Origin of the sequence: Sphingomonas sp. CROZ-RG-20F-R02-07, assembly GCF_022662335.1 — a bacterium.
In the GTDB taxonomy this organism is placed as follows: domain Bacteria; phylum Pseudomonadota; class Alphaproteobacteria; order Sphingomonadales; family Sphingomonadaceae; genus Sphingomonas.
The window spans coordinates 1-16381 of record NZ_JAKNQJ010000005.1 but is presented as its reverse complement, the minus strand read 5'-3'; the positions used below and the strand labels follow the sequence as shown (position 1 = coordinate 16381).

Here is a 16381-nt window from a genome sequence, read left to right as displayed (position 1 = left end):
AGCGTGCTGGAGCGGACGCGGGGCACGAACATCGGCGCCGGCGCGGCCTGCGCGCTCGCCACCTTCGTGTTCCTCATCCCCGCCAACCTGATGCCGCTCTACCGCGTGGAACTGCTGACCGGTTCGCGCGCGAGCCATGTCGTCTCGGGCGTACGGCTGTTCTGGGAGGAGCATTGGCCGCTGCCCGCGATCGCGATGCTCGTCTTCGTCTGCATCCTGCCGCTACTTCGCTTCGGGCTGCTCGCCTTCGTGCTCGGCATGGTGCGCGCCGGGCGCGGCTCGCCCCGGCTGGGCGCGGCGTTTCGCGTCGCGCAGACGCTGGGCGTGTGGGCGATGCCCGAGGTCATGCTGCTCGGCATCTATGTCGCCTATGGCCGCTTGGGGGCGCTGTTCGATCTCAAGACGGGCGGCGGCGCGATCTTCATGGCGGCGGCGACGGTGACCGCGCTGCTGACGCGCGCCTTTCTCGACGAACGCGCGGTGTGGCGCGCGATCCTGCCCGAGGCGCCCGCGCCCGATGGCCCCGCGCTGTCATGCGAGGCGTGCGCGCGCGTGCTGCCGCGATCGGCCGAGGGCCAGGATTGCCCGCGCTGCGGCGCCAGCCTCGAAACGCGCAAGACGAACAGCGTGGTGCTCACGACGGCGCTCGTCGCGGCCGGCCTGATCTTCTACCTGCCCGCCAACCTGATGCCGATGGCGATGACGATCCAGTTGACCGATCCGTCGCCCTATACGGTGTTCGGCGGCATCGTCGATCTGGCGGAGGCGGGGCTCTGGGGTCTCGCCGCCCTGGTGTTCGTGGCGAGCTTCGCCATCCCGCTGCTGAAGCTCGTCGGCATGTGCTGGCTGCTCTGGTCGGTCCATACGGGATCGACCCGCCACCGGCGGCTCAAGACGCGGCTTCACCATATCATCCACGAGATCGGCCGCTGGTCGATGGTCGACGTGCTGGCGATCGCCACCTTCGTGCCGCTGATGCAGTTCGACCAGATCGCGCATGCGCAGGCGATGCCGGGCATGGCCGCCTTCCTCGTGGTGGTCGTCACGACGATGTTTTCGACGCATAGCTTCGACACGCGCCTGTTGTGGGATGCGCGTGCCCCCCAAACCCTTTCCCCGAGGCCGCAGACCGCATGACCGACACCGCCGACGCCGGCCCGCGCACCGAAGCCGAGGTCCATCGCGGCCGCTGGCCCGGGCTCGTCTGGGCGATCCCGATCGCGGCCCTGATGATCGCCGCCTGGCTGGGCCTGCGCGCGCTCACGAACCGCGGCGTGTCGATCGAGCTGATCGTGCCCTCCGCAACAGGCGTGCGCACCGGCGACACGCATGTCGATTACAACGGGCTGGAAATCGGCAGCGTCTCCGACATCCGCCTGGCCGACGATCACCGCAACATCGCGCTGACGCTGCGGATCGATTCGGCGCAGAAAAGCCTCTTCCGCACGGGCACGCGGCTCTGGGTGGTGGGCGCGAACCCCAGCTTCACCAACATCGCATCGCTGCGCGCGGCGGTGGCGGGGCCCAGCATCGGCGTCGCACCCGGGCCCGGCGAGCCCGAACGGCATTTCGTCGCGGTGCGCGATGCACCCGTCATCGTGGCAGGAACGCCCGGGCGCCATTTCGTGCTGACCGCGCCCGATCTTGTCTCGATCACGCCCGGCACCTCGATCTACACGCACGGCGTGCCGGTCGGCACCATCGCCGGCATCCGGCCAGTGGGGCTGACGGGCTTCAAGGTCGATGCATTCGTGCGCGAGCCCTATGTCCAGCTCGTCACGCGCTCGTCGCATTTCTGGGATGCCAACGCCTTCCAGATCACGCGCACCGCGGGCGGGCTGCAGGCGCGGCTCACCTCGCCCTCGATCGCGGCGCTGGGCGGCGTCAGCTTCGAGACCCCGGCCGATGCCGCGGACAAGAGCCCGGCGCCCCCGCATGCGCGCTTCCAGCTCTATCCCGATGCAGGCTCCGCCGCCGCCGCGCCGATCGGCCCCGAAACCCTGTACCAGGTGGCGCTGGGCGGCGATGTCGGCGGGCTGTTCGCGGGCGCGCCGGTGATGCTGCGCGGCTATACCGTCGGGCGTGTCGTCGCGACGCAGGCGATCTTCGAGCCCGAGACGGGACTGATCCGCACGCCGGTCACGATCGCGATCGACGGCACGCGGCTGCACGTCGCCCCTACGCGCGACGCGGTGGACGCCATCGTCGCGCGGATGGTGGCGCGCGGACTGCGCGCGAAGCTCACCCAGTCGCCACCGTTCATCGGCGCCTATACGGTGACGCTCGATCCCAAGGCGGGCGGCGCCGGGCGGCTGCGGCCCGGATCGCCCTGGCCCTGGCTACCGGCGGCGGGCGACGACGACATGTTCGCCAAGGTGAACGGCATTCTGACCAAGGTCGACCAGCTGCCGATCGCGGCGATCGGCGCGAACCTGCGCGGCGTCACCGCGAACCTGCGCACGCTGACCGGATCGCCCGAACTGCGCGACAGCCTGACGCATCTCGACGGCGCGCTAGGCACGCTCGATTCGACGCTGAAGCAGGCAAGCCCCAAGATCGGGCCGCTGCTTCAGTCGCTCCAGCAGACCGCGACCGAGGCGCAGGGCGCCGCCGCCGCGGCGAACCGGACGCTGGGCGGCGGCGGCGGCGCGCAGGATGCCGACCTGCCCGCGGCGATCCGCCAGTTGACCGAGGCGGCACGGTCGATCCGCTCGCTGACCGACTATCTCTCGCGCCACCCCGAAGCGCTGTTGCGCGGCAAGAAGGAACCGAAGTGAGACGCTGGCCCCTCCTCCTCCTGCCCGCGCTCGCCGCGTGCAGCAGCAGCCCGACGCGCTACTGGACGATCGAGCCGCTCGCCGGCCTGCCGGCACCCGCGGCCCCCCGCGGCACGGCTCCCGTGCAGATCGCCGCGGTGCACGTGCCGCTCGCGATCGACCGGCTCGAGGTGGTGCGCCACGACGAGGCGGACCGGATCGTGGTGCTCGATTTCGATCGCTGGAGCGCGCCGCCCGGCAGCCTGCTCCGCACCGCGCTGACGCAGGATCTGGTCGCGCGGATGCCGGCCGGCAGCGTCGTCTTCCCCGACGCCCCCGCCCCCGCCGGGCTGCGCCGGATCACCGTGGACGTGCTCGACCTGCGCCGGATCGGCGACCGTTTCGTGATGCAGGCGAGCTGGTCGCTTGCGGGCCCCGCCGCCCGGCCGCACGCGCTGCGGCTGGATGCGCCCGCGGGCGAAGGCGACGTCGCCGCACAGACCGCCGCGCTGGCGACGATGACGGGCGCGCTTGCGGATTCGATCGCGGCGGCGCTGGCCCGGGGCCAGGGCGGGGTGACGCCGGGTTGATCCGATTATCCGATCCGTTCGTGCCGATCCTGTCGAAACACGCTTCCCGCAGGCGGGAACCGCTCTGCGGTTACAGGGCCTTCGACAGGCTCAGGGCGAACGAAGGAAGATAATGGCATCACCTCCAAGGACGCCTCAGGCGGCATTGGCCAGCGCGTAACGCCGGCAATGCTCCAGATATCCAGCCTCGTGGCTGCCCGACAGATCGACCACCGCGTCCCATAGCCAGGACGGTGCGTCGAGCGACGTGCCGCGGTGATCGAGCAGCGCATGCCGCCAGGCGCCGCGCTGCGCCTCGTCCATCTGTCGCGCATGCGCCTTGCCGACCACGCGCGCGAGATAGCGCGCCGCCTTCACCGCCTGGCCTTGCGAGAATTGCTCGACCTCCAGCTTCAAATCCTGCGGCGCCAGTTCGCGGATGAACACCGATCGGTCGAGCAGCCGCCCGGCGATCATCCGCTCGCCGAGATAGGGCGACAGCGCGCGCGCACCCGCCACCACGCGCTCGGCGGGATCGCGCGGCATCGCCGCGCCGGGGGCGGCGGGCGCGATGGGGGCGATCGCCTCCTTGATGTCGACCAGCGCATAGTCGCCGCGGCCCTTGGCGCCCTTGATCGCGATCAGCGCGGCATAGCGGAGCAGCCCGAGCGAGCTGCAGCCCTTCATCCAATAGGCCGCATCGATCAGCCGCACGTCGCGGTCCGCGCTGTCGGGCTGGAGCGACAGGATCTGCCGCTTCACGCCGGCATCCTCGAACAGCGCGGTCAGCCCCGTGCGCTCGGCATCCTCCAGCGCCCAGAACTTGTGCCCGAGCGGAATCCTGGGCTCGGCCGCGCCCATCCGTTCGCGCGCGAGATGCCGCCAGCGCCGGCCGAGCGCACGGCGCTTCACCGATCGCACCACATCGGGTTCGGGTGCATCCTCGTCCGACCGGCGGAGCGCGCCGGCATAGCCCTCGACCATTTCCTCGACCATCCGCGCGGTGGTGACGCCGGGCAGGTCCGAGCCGCGCGCCGCGGTGGCGAGCGAGAGGCCCAGGCGGATCAGGTCGTGCGCCGGATTGCCGATCACGGTCTGGTCGAGATCCCGGATCTGCACCGCCACATGCCCCTCCCCGTCCGACAGCGGCCCGAGATTGCCGAGATGGCAATCGCCGCAGATCCAGATCGCCGGGCCCATCGGCACCCGCCCAGCGACCGGCGAGGCGGCCAGCCATTCGTAGAATTTGACGGTGTTCCCGCGCACATAGGCATGGGCGGATCGCGCCATCTTCAGCGTGCGGGCGGATTCCAGCGTGGCGATACGGTCCTGGGCGGTGATGGGGTCGAGCATGCGGTCTTCGATCATGCCGCGACGAACCGCCGGGCGGCGCATCGGTTCAGGCGAAATCGCGCGCGGCTAACCTGCGTCATAGCGATAGAGCACATCATTTCTCCTTCATCACCCACACGCCGTCCCATTCGCCCGCCGGCGGGCTGGCCTGAAGGATGCGGCAGCGATCGATATAGGTCTGCGACAGCCGGTCGCCGGGGTTGAGCGCGAGGCAGCGTTCGAAACGCTCGATCGCCTTGTCCCACTGCGTCGCGCGATATTGCACGATGCCGTCGTTGAACTGGTTCACCACGTCGGTCAGGTTCGGGAAGCTCTGCGCGTCGTGATAGTCGAGCACCTCGAAGACGCGCACCGGCTCGGTCTTCCCTTTCACCACCACCAGATCGATGTCGCGCGTCCGATACGTGCCGCGCAGCTTCTTCACGGTGGATTCGCTGGCGAGGATGCGCGCGGAATAGGCCTTGCAGGCGCTTTCGAGGCGGCTGGCGAGGTTCACGCCGTCGCCGATCACCGTATAATCCATCCGCTTGGGGCTGCCAATATTGCCCGAGACGACGGTGTCGGTGTTGAGCCCCAGCCCCATGTCCACCGTCTTCAGCCCCTTGGCGCGGCGCTGGCCGTTCCACGTCCAGAGATCGGCGATCATCGCTATGCCGGCGCGCAGCGCCCGGTCGGGATCGTCGTCATGCGCCACCGGCAGGCCGAAACACGCCATGATCGCATCGCCGATGAACTTGTCGAGCATCCCCCCTTCGCGGGTGATGCAGTCGACCATCAGGCTGAAATATTCGTTGAGGAACGACACCGTCCCCTGCGCGCCATATTCCTCGGTGATGGTGGTGAATCCGCGCACGTCGGAGAACATGATCGTCGCCTCCGCGCTCACCCCGCCGAGCAGATCGAGCGCGCCGTCGCCGTCCAGCATCTGCGCGGCGATCACCGGATCCATGTAGCGTGACATGGTCGACTTCATGCGCTTTTCCGAGCTGATGTCCTCGAACATCAGCATCGATCCCAGCTCCTTGTCGCTGTCCTCCGACACGAGCGGGCTGATCGTCAGGTTCACCGATTTGGCGACGCCGCCCAGCGTCACCGCGGCATCGGGCAGCAGGTCGCTTGCGTGCGCCGCCTGGACGCTGGCGATCTTGTCGATCACCCACAGGCTGTCCTCGCCCAGCAGATCCTTGAGGCTGGCACCGACGAGCGGCGGGGCGCCCTCCCAGATGCGGTTCGCCGCCGCGTTGCTCGTCACGATCTTGAGCGCCGGATCGAGCGTGACGACGCCGTTCGACATGCTCGACAGCATCGAGTCATTGTAGTTCTTCACGCGGCGCACATCGTCGAACAGCTTCGAGTTTTCGAGCGCGATCGCGACCTGCGCGGTGAACGCCTTCAGCCGCTGCTCGTCCTCGTCGGTGAAGACGCCGCCCTTCTTGTTCAGCACCTGAGTCACGCCGATGACGCGGTTTTCCTTGTTGAGGATCGGCACGCACAGGATGGAGCGCGTGAAGAACCCCGTCTGCCGGTCGAATCCCGGGTTGAAGCGCAGATCGGCATAGGCATAGGGGATGTTCATGCTCTCGGCGGAGGTGAACACCGATCCGGCGATCCCCGCCGTGCTCGGCAGACGAATCTCGGCGATCTCGCCGCCGCTCGCCACCCGGCTGAACAGCGTGCCGGTGGCGGGATCGTGGAGAAAGATCGTGGCGCGTTCGGAGCCGAGCATCTTGCACGTCTCGGCCACCACACGCTGGAGCAGGGCCGAAAGGTCGAATTCCGAATTGATGTCGGAGACGAGCTCGAGGAACTGCATCTCCTTCAGCCGGATCTGCTCGATCTGCTCGATATATTGCAGGCTCTGCAGCGCGACCGCGGCCTGGCGCGTCATTTCCTGGAGGAGCGTCAGATCCTCCTCGGTGAAACCCGCCTCGTCGCGCTTGTTGAGGCTCTGCATCACACCGATCACCTCGTCGGACATGGTGCAGACGGGAACGCAGATCACGCTCTTGGTGCGGTAGCCGGTACGTTCGTCGACCGAGGAGTTGAAACGCGGGTCGGCATAGGCGTCGGCGATCACCAGCGCCTCGCCCGACTGGAACACCGCGCCGGCGATGCCGGTGGAATTGAGAATGCGGATCTCGCGCGACAGCCCCCCTTGCGCGACGCGGCTGAACAGCTCGCCGCTCGACGGATCGTTCAGGAACAGCGTGCCGCGATCGCAATCCAGCTCGCGCGAGGTCAGCTCGACCAGCACCTGGAGGATGCCGTCGAGGCTGGAGGTCTGCGCGCAACGCCGCGCCACTTCGAGCAGGACGTTGGCGCGGCGCAGCGCGACCGTGTTCGACGGCTTCGCGCGCGCCGGCGCACGGCGGGGGGCGATGGTCGTCATGCACGCTTCTCCAATTCGAGGCGCAGCGCCTGTACCTGGTGCTGGAGCGTCTGGCGCTCGCGCTCATATTCGGCGTGCCGGTCGTCCAGCGCGCGTTCGCCGCTCGCCTTCTGCGCTTCCAGCTCGCGGCGAAGCTGGTCGATCGTCGCCTGCAACTGCCGCGTCTCCGCGCTGCCGCCCGCGCGCACCGCCTGGATCGCGCTGGCATGCTCGGCCGCCTGCGCATCCGCGCGGTCGCGCATCGCCTGCACCGCGGCCTTCAGCTGCGAGACCTCGTCCGCCATCACCGCCTGCGCGCGCACGACGCGGTCGTCGGCATCGTGGCGGACCTGCTCCATCTGCACGCGCAGCGCATCGATCGTCGCCTGCAATTGCTGGTTCACCGCGCGCAGGTCGGTGAGCTGGCCCATCCGCTCGGCGGACGTCGCATCGTCCATCGCTCAGTGCGGCCGTTCGTGCGCGAGATGGCGCACCAGCGGCTGCATCCGCTCGGTATAGCTGGCGAGCACGTCGTGGCTCTCCACGGTGTCGAACAGCGTGACGAGGCCGTGCTTCGTCCAGCGGTGCCAGGCAAGCCCCGGCGGCCCGTCGATCACCATCGAGCGGCCGTCGGGCCGTTCGGGATCGATCTCGTCGAGCACCAGCGTCAGTTCGGCGGAGCTGGAGGGGCAGATCGTCACCGTCTTGCCCCTCCACGGCGCCACGATGGCGCGGTGGATATGGCCGCACCAGATCGCGAAGACCTGATCGTGGCCCGCGAGCGCATCGGCGAAGCGCTTCACCCAGGGTTCGTCGGGATGCGTGTTCATCCAGGCGATCCCGGCCTCGAACGGCGGATGGTGCATCACGATCACGGTGGGCGTGGTGCGATCCTCCGCCAGCCGCTCGGCCAGCCACGCCGCGCGCGTTTCGCAAAAGCCGCCGCCGTGGCGGCCGGGCTCGAGCGTGTCGAGCACCACCAGGCGCAGCCCGTCGCGCTCGAGCACATATTGCGCAAAGCCGTCCGGCATCGGGGTCTCGGGAAACGCCGCGGCGAAGTTGGTGCGATCGTCGTGGTTGCCGAGCGTGTAATGCACCGGGAAGGGCAGCGCGCCCAGCGCCGCCTTCACCCGCGCATAGCTTTCGGGCGCGCCGCGATCGACCAGGTCGCCGGTCGCCAGCAACAGGTCCGGGCGGTTCGGCCCGTCGCGCAGCCGCGCGACCACCGCCTCCAGGCGGCGCTGGTTGTCCTCGTCGGGATTGCCTGGATCGAAGCCCAGATGCAGGTCGGTGATCTGCGCGATCAGCATGGGCGTCTTTCCCGGCTCAATGAAACAGCGTCAGCGTGACGAGCACGCGCGGATCGGGGCGTTCGTCCGCGCCGGGAAACCGGCGGAACGCCTTGGCGCCCTGAAGGTCGATCGTGCCGAACCGCTCGTAGAGCCGCACCCCGATCCCGCCCGAGCGCAGCGACTGCACGGTCTCGGGCACGCCCTGCGACGCCAGGCTGGTCGCCTGCGCGCCGTCGAGAAAGGCATAGGGCTGCGCGCTCGCCAGCCATGGCTTGCCGACGGGCAGGTCGTAGCGGATCTCGCCCAGCCCGCCGAAGCCGCGGTCGCCGGTGATCGTCGAGGGATCGTAGCCGCGCCCGATCGCCGGGCCGCCGAACGCGACGAGTTCGCCCGTCAGCAGCTTCGAATTGGCATATTGGCCCTGCACCGCGATCAGCGCGCTGAACCGGTGCGGCAGCCGCTGGAGCCGCTGCACTGCATAGGTGAGCCGCGCGAAATCGGGGTTGAAGTCCTTCACCGACGGCAGCGGCGTATCGGCGGGCGAGGCGCCGAAGATCGGCAGCCCGTGATAGAGATCGAGCGTGACCGAGGTCGATCCGTTCAGCCAGCCATTCTGCTGGTAGAGCAGCGCGATGTCGCCATCGGTGGTGTGGTCGTTGACGAGCTGCTGGCCGAGGATATCGGTGGTGGACCGGTTCACCGACAGCCCGGCTTCGAGGAACAGCGACTGCGCGCGGCTGCGGATCAGCGGATAGCGCATCCTTGCGCTTACCGAGAGCAGGTCGTTGCGGATGTCGAGCGGCGCGAGCGAGGCGCCGGGCTCGGCGCGCGCGACGATCACGCCGACGCTCGCGATGAGCCCGCGATTGCCGAGCTTCACCGAATAGCGCGCGCTGCCGCTCTGCGAGAGCGCGAAGCCCGGGCCGCTCGCGCTGACGCCCAGGCTTAGCGCGCCGGGTATGCCGATCGGCCGGTTGAGATTGGCGTTGAGCGCATAGACCCACGGGCCCAGCAGCCGCGAATTGGTGTTGCTGACGCTCGCCTGATAGCCGTTGCGCGGGCGCACGAGCGTGACGACGAGCGTGGACGCGCCGAACGTGCCGCCCGGCTTCAGCACGCCGCTCGCGCTGATCCCCGGCAGGTCGTTCAGGATGAGCAGCCGCCGCTCGACCGCCGGCAGGTCGAGCGGGGTCTTGCCGATCAGCGGCGCGAGGATCGCATGGACCGCGCGGCGGCTGCCCGCATCCATTCCCTCGACCTGCACCGCGTCGAGATAGCCCTCCACGACGCGCACGGTGAGCGTGCCGTCCACCACGCGCTGCGGCGGCACGAACACGCGCGTCAGGAAATAGCCCTCGGCATGATAATGCGCCTCGAGCGCGGCGGCGGCATTGCGCACCGCCTCGAGATCGGTCGGCGCGCCGACAAGCTTGGCGAAATATGCCTCCGCCTCGCCATGCGGATAGGCGGTCGCGCCCTCCACGACGATGCGGCTGAGGTGGAAATCGATCGAATCCACCGCTTTCGGCACCGCCGATTTCTCCGGCGCCTGGATGCGAAGGTCGAAGCCCGGCGTCTCGGGCGGCGGCAGGCCGACACGCGCGCGCGAGATGTCGCTCTGGCTCGGCAGCGCGGGCGGCGTCTGCGGCGGCGGGGCCGCCTGCTGCGCCGCCAGCGTTCCCGGCACGCCCCATATCACCGCCGCACCGAACGCGGCCTTCCCCCCGAACCGCATTATTTGTCCTCGAGCACGATCAGCGAGGACGTCGTGCCCTTGGCGAAGCGCGCGCGGTGATAGGCGACGATCGGATCGCCGGGCCAGGTGGCGTCGAGCGAATCGAACGCTGCCACCGCATCGGGCGCGCCCGCCGACAGCTTGGCCAGCGCGGCGTCATAGGCCGGCACCAGCCCGGAGGCCGCCTCGGCCGCCGAAACCGGCTGGAACAGGCCGACGGGCTTGGTCTTGCCCTTCAGCACCACGTCGCCGATCCGGCGGAAGGCCAGGTTGGGGCATTGCGCCACCGTCTCCTCGGTCACGCAGATCCGCGTGCCGAAATATTTGTTCACGCCCTCCGTCCGCGCGGCGGTGTTCACCGTGTCGCCGAGCGCGGTGAAGTCCATCCGCGACGAGGAACCGAAATTGCCGACCGTCGCATGGCCGGTGTGGATCCCGATCCGCGTCACCCCGATCGGCACGCCGACCGCATTCTGCGCCTTGCGGAAGCTTTCCGCATAGGCGTCCAGCTCCAGCGCGCATTTCACCGCACGCTCGGCATGATCGGGCTGCGCGATCGGCGCGTTGAAGATCGACATGATCGCATCGCCGATGAACTTGTCGATCGTGCCCTCGTATTTGAGGATGATCGCGCACGCGCCGTCGAGATAGTCGTTCAGCACCTCGGACAGTTTCTCGGACGTGAGCCCCTCGGACAGGGTGGTGAAGCCCGCGATGTCGGTGAAGATGAACGTCACCTCGCGCTTCGTGCCCGAGATGCTGAGCGATTCGGGATCGGCGGCGAGCTGGCTCACCACCGCCGGCGAGACGTAGCGCGAGAAGGCGCCCTGGATGAACTGGCGCTGCTTGCGCTCGGCGCGGCCGATCACGACGTCGGTCAGCCACAGCGCCACCGCGAACGCCAGCGTGGGCGCAACGAGCGGCACCAGCGGCACGCCCTTGGCATAGCCCAGGATCGCGCCCAGCCAGTAGAGCACGACCACCACGCTGCCGATCCCGAACTTGATCGCGGGACCACGCTTCAGGAGCCCGAGCCCCACGCCAATCAGTGCGAAGATCAGGGTGACGGCAGCCACGGCCGGAATACCGAGCCGGCTCGCGGTGCGGCCTTCCAGATATTGGGAGATGCCGTGCGCCTGGACGATGATTCCGGGCATGTTACCGCGATCGCCCTCGTCCACGATCGCGAGCGGCGTACGGTGGCGGTCGGTGATAGACTGAACCGCACCGATCAGCACGATCTTGCCCTTGATCCAGTCGTCCGGAAGGAAGCCAACGGTCTGCGCGGGAAATTGCGGGAAAGCGGGCGTTTCCGCATCCTGGTTCGGCCGCCACGCGATCTCGACCTGGTCGCGCGGCGTCTTGATCCCCAGCACTGCCAGCGCCTTCCTCACAAAGCCCATCGGCATGCCGGGATTGGTTTCGCCGGGGAAGATCCAGCGGACGCTGTCATCGAACGGATCGGTCGCCAAGTTCGCGCCCGCGCGCAGGTTCTTCGGCACGAAGGCGTTCAGATATTTGAGCTGGTCCTCGTCCACGATGTTGCCCGAATTGGTGTAGCTGACGAACAGCGGCACCTTGGCTTCGCGCAGCGTGCGCGCCAGTTCGGCGTCCTTGGCAGGCTCGGTCGGCTGGTCGAACAGCACGTCGATGCCGACCTCGCGCGCGCCCTTCGCCTCGAGCTGCTTGACGAGCGTGGCGAGAAAGGCGCGATCGACCGGCGAGCGATAGGGGAATTGCGCGACCGTGCTCTCGTCGATCGCGGCGATCACGATGTCCTTCGATTGCGGCATCGGCTTGGAATAGCCCGCGATGCGCACGTCGCGCGCGATGTTCTCGAGGCTACCGAGAAAGGTCAGATAGTGGACCGCGAGCACCGCGAAGAGCGTCGCGATCGCGGCGACGCCGCCGAGCGTCAGGAGCGTGCGGATTTGCTTGGTCATCGGCGCACCTGATTCTGGTCGGGAATGGCGGGCGCGGCGGTCGTCGCCTGCGCCTGCTGGAGCTGGCGGAGCAGCGCGTCGGCCTGTTGCGTGCAGCCCTTTTCGAGCATCCACGATGCGAGCACGACGTCGCTATCGATGCCCGCGGGGATCACGTTCACGTCGATCACCCGGTCCTGCTGATCGGCACGCAGCACGAACATCGTCTGCCCCTCGATCTTGCCGAGCGACGGCATGCCCATCCGGTCCTGCCCCGGCTTCCACGCGAAATCGGCGCGCCAAGACCGGTCGATCGGGAAGAGGGTAAATTCCGCCGCGCTCGTCTTCACGGGGCGCCACCAGACCAGCTTGTCACCCGCCTTCAGGCAACGCTCGCCCGAGCGCGAGGCGTCGATCAGCCAGGGATCGGGCAAGGGCGCGGCGTCGCTGCCGCCGCGCACCACACCGACCGAGCTCGTCCGCGCGCTGCGCGTCGAGATCAGCGCGGCCAAGGCCGAGCGCGGATCGGCGGCGGGGCCGGCATGCGCGAGCGGCGGCCCGGCGAACTTGCCCTTCAGCGTGATCGCCTTGCCGTCGGGGCCGATCACGGTGACCCGCTCGCCTTCCTTCAGCACGATCGGCTTCGCGCTGTCGATCTTCTGACCCGGCTTCAGCCCGCCGCCGCGCGCGTCGATCACGATCAGCGTCGTCGCCCCGGCGGGCGTCGCCACCCCCATCATCGTCGCCACCGTCGCCAGCGCCAGCCCCCCGGCCAGCGCCCTGCGCATCATGCCCCCCATGTCTGTCCCCCCATCAGCGTGCCGCCACCGTCGCGGCGGTCGCGGGCCGCCCCATCCCGTCGCCCATCGCCACAAACGCCGCCCAGAAGAACGGGTGCGCGGTCTTGGCATCGCCGATCAGCGCAAGCTGCGCCTGGCGCAGCGCGTCGCCCACGTCCGCGCCGCCCTTGCTCCACCCGGTGAACATCCGTGCCATCAGCGCGGTCGTCGCGGCCGACGGCACCTGCCAGTGGCTGACCACCATGTTGCGCGCGCCCGCGTGGAAGAACGCCTCGGCCAGCCCCGACAGCGCCTCGCCACCACCAAAGCGGTTGTCGCCCGCCGCAGTGTTGCAGGCCGACAGCACGACGAGATCGGCGTTGAGCCGCAGGCTGGCGATCTCGCTCGATTCGAGCAGCCCGTCATTGGCCTTGCTGGTCGGGGTGGCCGGCGGGGTGAGGACGAGGCCCGGCTCCGCCTGGCATTTCAGCTCGCCCGGCAGCAGCCCGTGCGTGGCGAAATACAGCACGCGGTATTCGTCCAGCCGCTGCTGGCGCAGCTTCGCCTCGGTGGCGTTCGCGCCCAGGAACAGTGCGTCGCCCGGCGCGCCGAGCGTCCGCCCCACGGTCGCGAGTTCGGTGGCGGTGTCAGGCAGCGGCGCCAGCGCCAGCAGCAGCGCGGGCGGCATCGGCCCGCCCTGCCGGCAGGTGCCCGCGATCAGCGCCATCGCGCCCGCCTCCGCCTTCGCGCCCACATGGCCGTCGAGCGACGGCGCGCCGAAGCCGAGCATCGGCCGGGTCGGCGCCTGTTTGCGCGCTGCGGTGCGCAATTGCCCGAAGGCCTGAAGCGAGGGCGTATAGGCAAGCGTCCGACGCCGCACGAGCCAGGCCGCGCCGGCATAATCGCCCGCTGTCACGGGCTTTTCCACCAGCAGGCCGAACGGCAGGTTCGACAGCGGGCCGGCCGACACCACCACCAGATGGTCGAGCCCGGTCATCGCCGGTGCCAGCCCGCCGAGCAGCGTGTCGTGAAGCTGGTTCGCCGCGGCGAGATCGAATTCGCCGATCGCCCCGCCCTGGATCTCCAGCGGGCGGCGCAGCGCCGTCACCGTCTCGCGCAGCGCCGCCACACCGCTCGGCACCGCGGCGATCGTCACGCCGTCGCGCGTCACCAGTTCGGCGAAGGACTGATCGCGCCCGATCAGGAACGCCACCAGCCCCTCGCCCGCGCGCAGCGTGCCGCGCAGCCGGTCGAGCGACAGCGACGCGGGCGCAGCGAGCCGCTCGTAATTGGGAAATTCGGTGGCAAGCGTCTTGCGGTCCGCCGCCACCGCCGCCATCGCCGCGGCGATCTGCGCCTTCAGCGCCTCCTCGGCCACGCTGCCGCGCTCGTTGTCGGGCAAAGATTGCTGGTATGCGAGCTTCACATGCGCCTGGTCCGCCTCGCGCTGGCGATCCTGTAGGTCGCCGATCAGCGCGCCGATCCGGGGATCGTCGGTCGACAGCCGCGCCGCGGCCTGCGCGATGGTCTGGTCCACCAGCGGCGACTGGACGAGCTGGAACGCGTCGAACGCCTCGGCATAGAGGCCGCGCCTGGCCTTGGCGTCTGGCAGCGTCGCCGCGGTCGCGACGACGGCGGTGGCGAAGGGCACCAGCATGTCGGCGGTGAATACGCCTGCGGTGGAAGGCAGTTTGGCAGCGAGCGCAAAGACCTGGCGATAGGTGACGATCGCCGAGCTGTTCATGCCCTCCTGCTGGTAGGCGCGGCCGAGGCTCGCCATTACCTGAAGCGTGGGCGCGCCGTCGCCGAACACCTGGCGGCGGATCGCGATTGCGGCGTTGAAATAGGCTTCGGCGGCAGACAGGCGGTTCTGCGCCACGCTCACCTCGCCGAGCGCCACGAGCGCATCCGCCTTCCACCAGCGCGGCGCGGCAGTCAGCGTGTTGAGGATCAGCAGCGACTGGCTGGCGGCCGCGTAGGCGGGCAGGACGTTGCCCGCGCGCAGCTCCAGCCGCGCCTGCAGGTTGAGGATGTTGGCGAATTCGCCGCGATCCGCCTCGCCGCTGCCGCCCCCGGTCGTCAGCCCCGCCCCGTCCGCGGTCACGCCCTGCGAATCATGCGCGGCGACGAGCGCGCCCCATTGCTCGGCGGCGCGGCGCGCAAAGGCGAGCCCGGCCGCGTAATCGCCGCGATTGGCGCCGTCGATCGCCTGATAGGTGGCGAGCCGCGCGCGCAGCCGCGAACTGGCGGAGGCCTGGAGCAGCGGCTCGGCGCGGCGGAACAGCGCCGCCGCCTCCTCGCCGCGCGACTGGTTGCTGACGTTCAGTGCCAGATCGAGCAGGGTCGCGCCCACCGCCTCGTCCCCGGCCTTCGCCGCGCCGGTCTGGAGCTCCAGCGCCTCGCGGAACGCGGCCTCGGCATCGGCATATTTGCCGAGCGCGTTGGCGGTCCGCCCCGCGCGCAGCGCCGCAGCGAGCCGCGCGGCCGGGGTCTGCGTGGCGGCGGCTGGGGGCGGCGCAGGCGCGGGCGCGGTTTGGGGCACCGGCGCGGCCGCGGCGAACGCGCCCGCGAGCAGGATCGACACCAGCCCCATCAGAACGACGCGCCGCCGCCCGAGAACGCCTCGTCCACACCCGGCACCGTGCTGCCGCGCGACGGCAGCGTGCGCTGCTCGGCGAGCAGGCCGCCCGCGATCGGCGTGGTCACCGTCTTCTGGGGCGTGCCGTGGCTCGCGGGCTTCTCGCCCGAGGGCTGCTCGACGCTCGCCAGGATCGGATCGCCCGCATCCGCCGTATCGACGGGCGTCGGGGGCTTCTGCGCGGCGACCGGCGAAGGCGGCGACCGGTCGAGCCCGGCGGCGATCGGCAGCGCGGCGACCGTGGCCACCGCCGCGGCGGGTGCCGCCGCCGGGGCCGGCGCGGGTGCGGGTGCCGCTTCGGCCGGCGCGGGCGTGGTCGGTACCGGCACCGAGGTGACCGACAGCACGGGCTGCGCCGCGATCGTCACGATGATCTGCGGGTTGATCGTGCCGACCGTGCCGGACAGCGCGCCGAGCGGCAGCACATAATTCGCCAGCGCCGTGCCCCCGTTCGCCGCGAAATCGCCCTCGGCGAGCGTCGTCGACACCATGATCGCCGTGCCCGCGCCCGGCGAGGCATAGACGCCCGCCGTCTGCGTCACGCTCGCCCCCTCGCCCGGCACGAACCCGGCGAGCACGAAATTGTCGGCCGACAGCGTCGCCGCCGTGCCCCCATTCGCGGTGCGCGTGACGATGCCGGTGAGCGACGCCGTCAGCGCCTTCGCCGCGATGCTGCCGATCGCCGCGCTCGCGTCTGCGTTGACGGTGTAGTTGGCCGCGTCGCTCCCGGTCAGCGCCAGGTTGCCGACGCTCACGGTTTTCGCGGTGCCGACATTCTTGGTGTCGTAGCTGCCGCTGATGGGATTGTTCAGGGCGACGGCGTCGCCGGTCACCGCACCGGCGAGCGTGTAGTTGCCACCCGCCAGCGTCGCCGCCGTCGTGCCGTCATAAATCTTCGCCACGCCACCCGTCAGCGAGGCCGTCAGCGCCTTCGCCGCGATGCTGCCGATCGCCGCGCTCGCGCTGGTA

The 16381-nt window shown here is 69.8% G+C and carries 12 protein-coding genes; 3 read left to right on the top strand and 9 right to left on the bottom strand.

The window, feature by feature from the left end:
* Positions 1 to 3: 3 nt before the first annotated feature.
* From L8H00_RS09575 to L8H00_RS09565, 3 genes are read left to right on the top strand one after another with little or no spacing between them, the layout of a single operon-like run.
* Entirely contained in the window at positions 4 to 1137 is a 1134-nt protein-coding gene (locus L8H00_RS09575) for a paraquat-inducible protein A (protein ID WP_242097086.1), read from the top strand.
* Entirely contained in the window at positions 1134 to 2777 is a 1644-nt protein-coding gene (locus L8H00_RS09570; protein WP_242097085.1) for an MlaD family protein, read from the top strand. Before L8H00_RS09575 ends, L8H00_RS09570 begins: the two co-directional genes overlap by 4 nt.
* Positions 2774 to 3346, top strand: coding sequence for an ABC-type transport auxiliary lipoprotein family protein (locus L8H00_RS09565; protein ID WP_242097084.1), 573 nt, complete (start codon positions 2774 to 2776; stop codon positions 3344 to 3346). Before L8H00_RS09570 ends, L8H00_RS09565 begins: the two co-directional genes overlap by 4 nt.
* Positions 3347 to 3481: 135 nt before the next feature.
* Here L8H00_RS09565 and L8H00_RS09560 read toward each other — a convergent pair whose 3' ends face one another.
* The 9 genes from L8H00_RS09560 to L8H00_RS09520 all read right to left on the bottom strand — a co-directional run.
* On the bottom strand, positions 3482 to 4678 hold the full coding sequence (locus L8H00_RS09560) for a DUF2252 family protein (RefSeq protein ID WP_277924362.1): 1197 nt from the start codon (positions 4676 to 4678) through the stop codon (positions 3482 to 3484).
* Positions 4679 to 4772: 94 nt separating this feature from the next.
* On the bottom strand, positions 4773 to 7067 hold the full coding sequence (locus tag L8H00_RS09555) for an adenylate/guanylate cyclase domain-containing protein (protein ID WP_242097083.1): 2295 nt from the start codon (positions 7065 to 7067) through the stop codon (positions 4773 to 4775).
* Positions 7064 to 7504: a hypothetical protein gene (locus L8H00_RS09550; RefSeq protein ID WP_242097082.1), complete on the bottom strand. Its 441-nt coding sequence runs from the start codon at positions 7502 to 7504 to the stop codon at positions 7064 to 7066. Before L8H00_RS09550 ends, L8H00_RS09555 begins: the two co-directional genes overlap by 4 nt.
* A gap of 3 nt (positions 7505 to 7507) precedes the next feature.
* Positions 7508 to 8356 (bottom strand): phosphodiesterase, encoded by an 849-nt coding sequence (locus L8H00_RS09545; RefSeq protein WP_242097081.1) that lies wholly within the window; start codon positions 8354 to 8356, stop codon positions 7508 to 7510.
* A gap of 16 nt (positions 8357 to 8372) precedes the next feature.
* The gene (locus tag L8H00_RS09540) at positions 8373 to 10073 is read right to left on the bottom strand and encodes a POTRA domain-containing protein (RefSeq protein ID WP_242097080.1); all 1701 of its coding nucleotides are present in this window, start codon (positions 10071 to 10073) and stop codon (positions 8373 to 8375) included.
* Positions 10073 to 12016, bottom strand: a complete 1944-nt coding sequence (locus L8H00_RS09535; RefSeq protein ID WP_242097079.1) for a CHASE2 domain-containing protein — start codon at positions 12014 to 12016, stop codon at positions 10073 to 10075. Before L8H00_RS09535 ends, L8H00_RS09540 begins: the two co-directional genes overlap by 1 nt.
* The gene (locus tag L8H00_RS09530) at positions 12013 to 12783 is read right to left on the bottom strand and encodes a hypothetical protein (RefSeq protein WP_242097078.1); all 771 of its coding nucleotides are present in this window, start codon (positions 12781 to 12783) and stop codon (positions 12013 to 12015) included. Before L8H00_RS09530 ends, L8H00_RS09535 begins: the two co-directional genes overlap by 4 nt.
* A 25-nt stretch (positions 12784 to 12808) precedes the next feature.
* Positions 12809 to 15358, bottom strand: coding sequence for a CHAT domain-containing tetratricopeptide repeat protein (locus tag L8H00_RS09525; RefSeq protein ID WP_242097077.1), 2550 nt, complete (start codon positions 15356 to 15358; stop codon positions 12809 to 12811).
* An 8-nt stretch (positions 15359 to 15366) separates the two neighbouring features.
* The coding region (locus L8H00_RS09520; protein WP_242097076.1) for a YDG domain-containing protein at positions 15367 to 16381 on the bottom strand (1015 nt) is incomplete at its 5' end.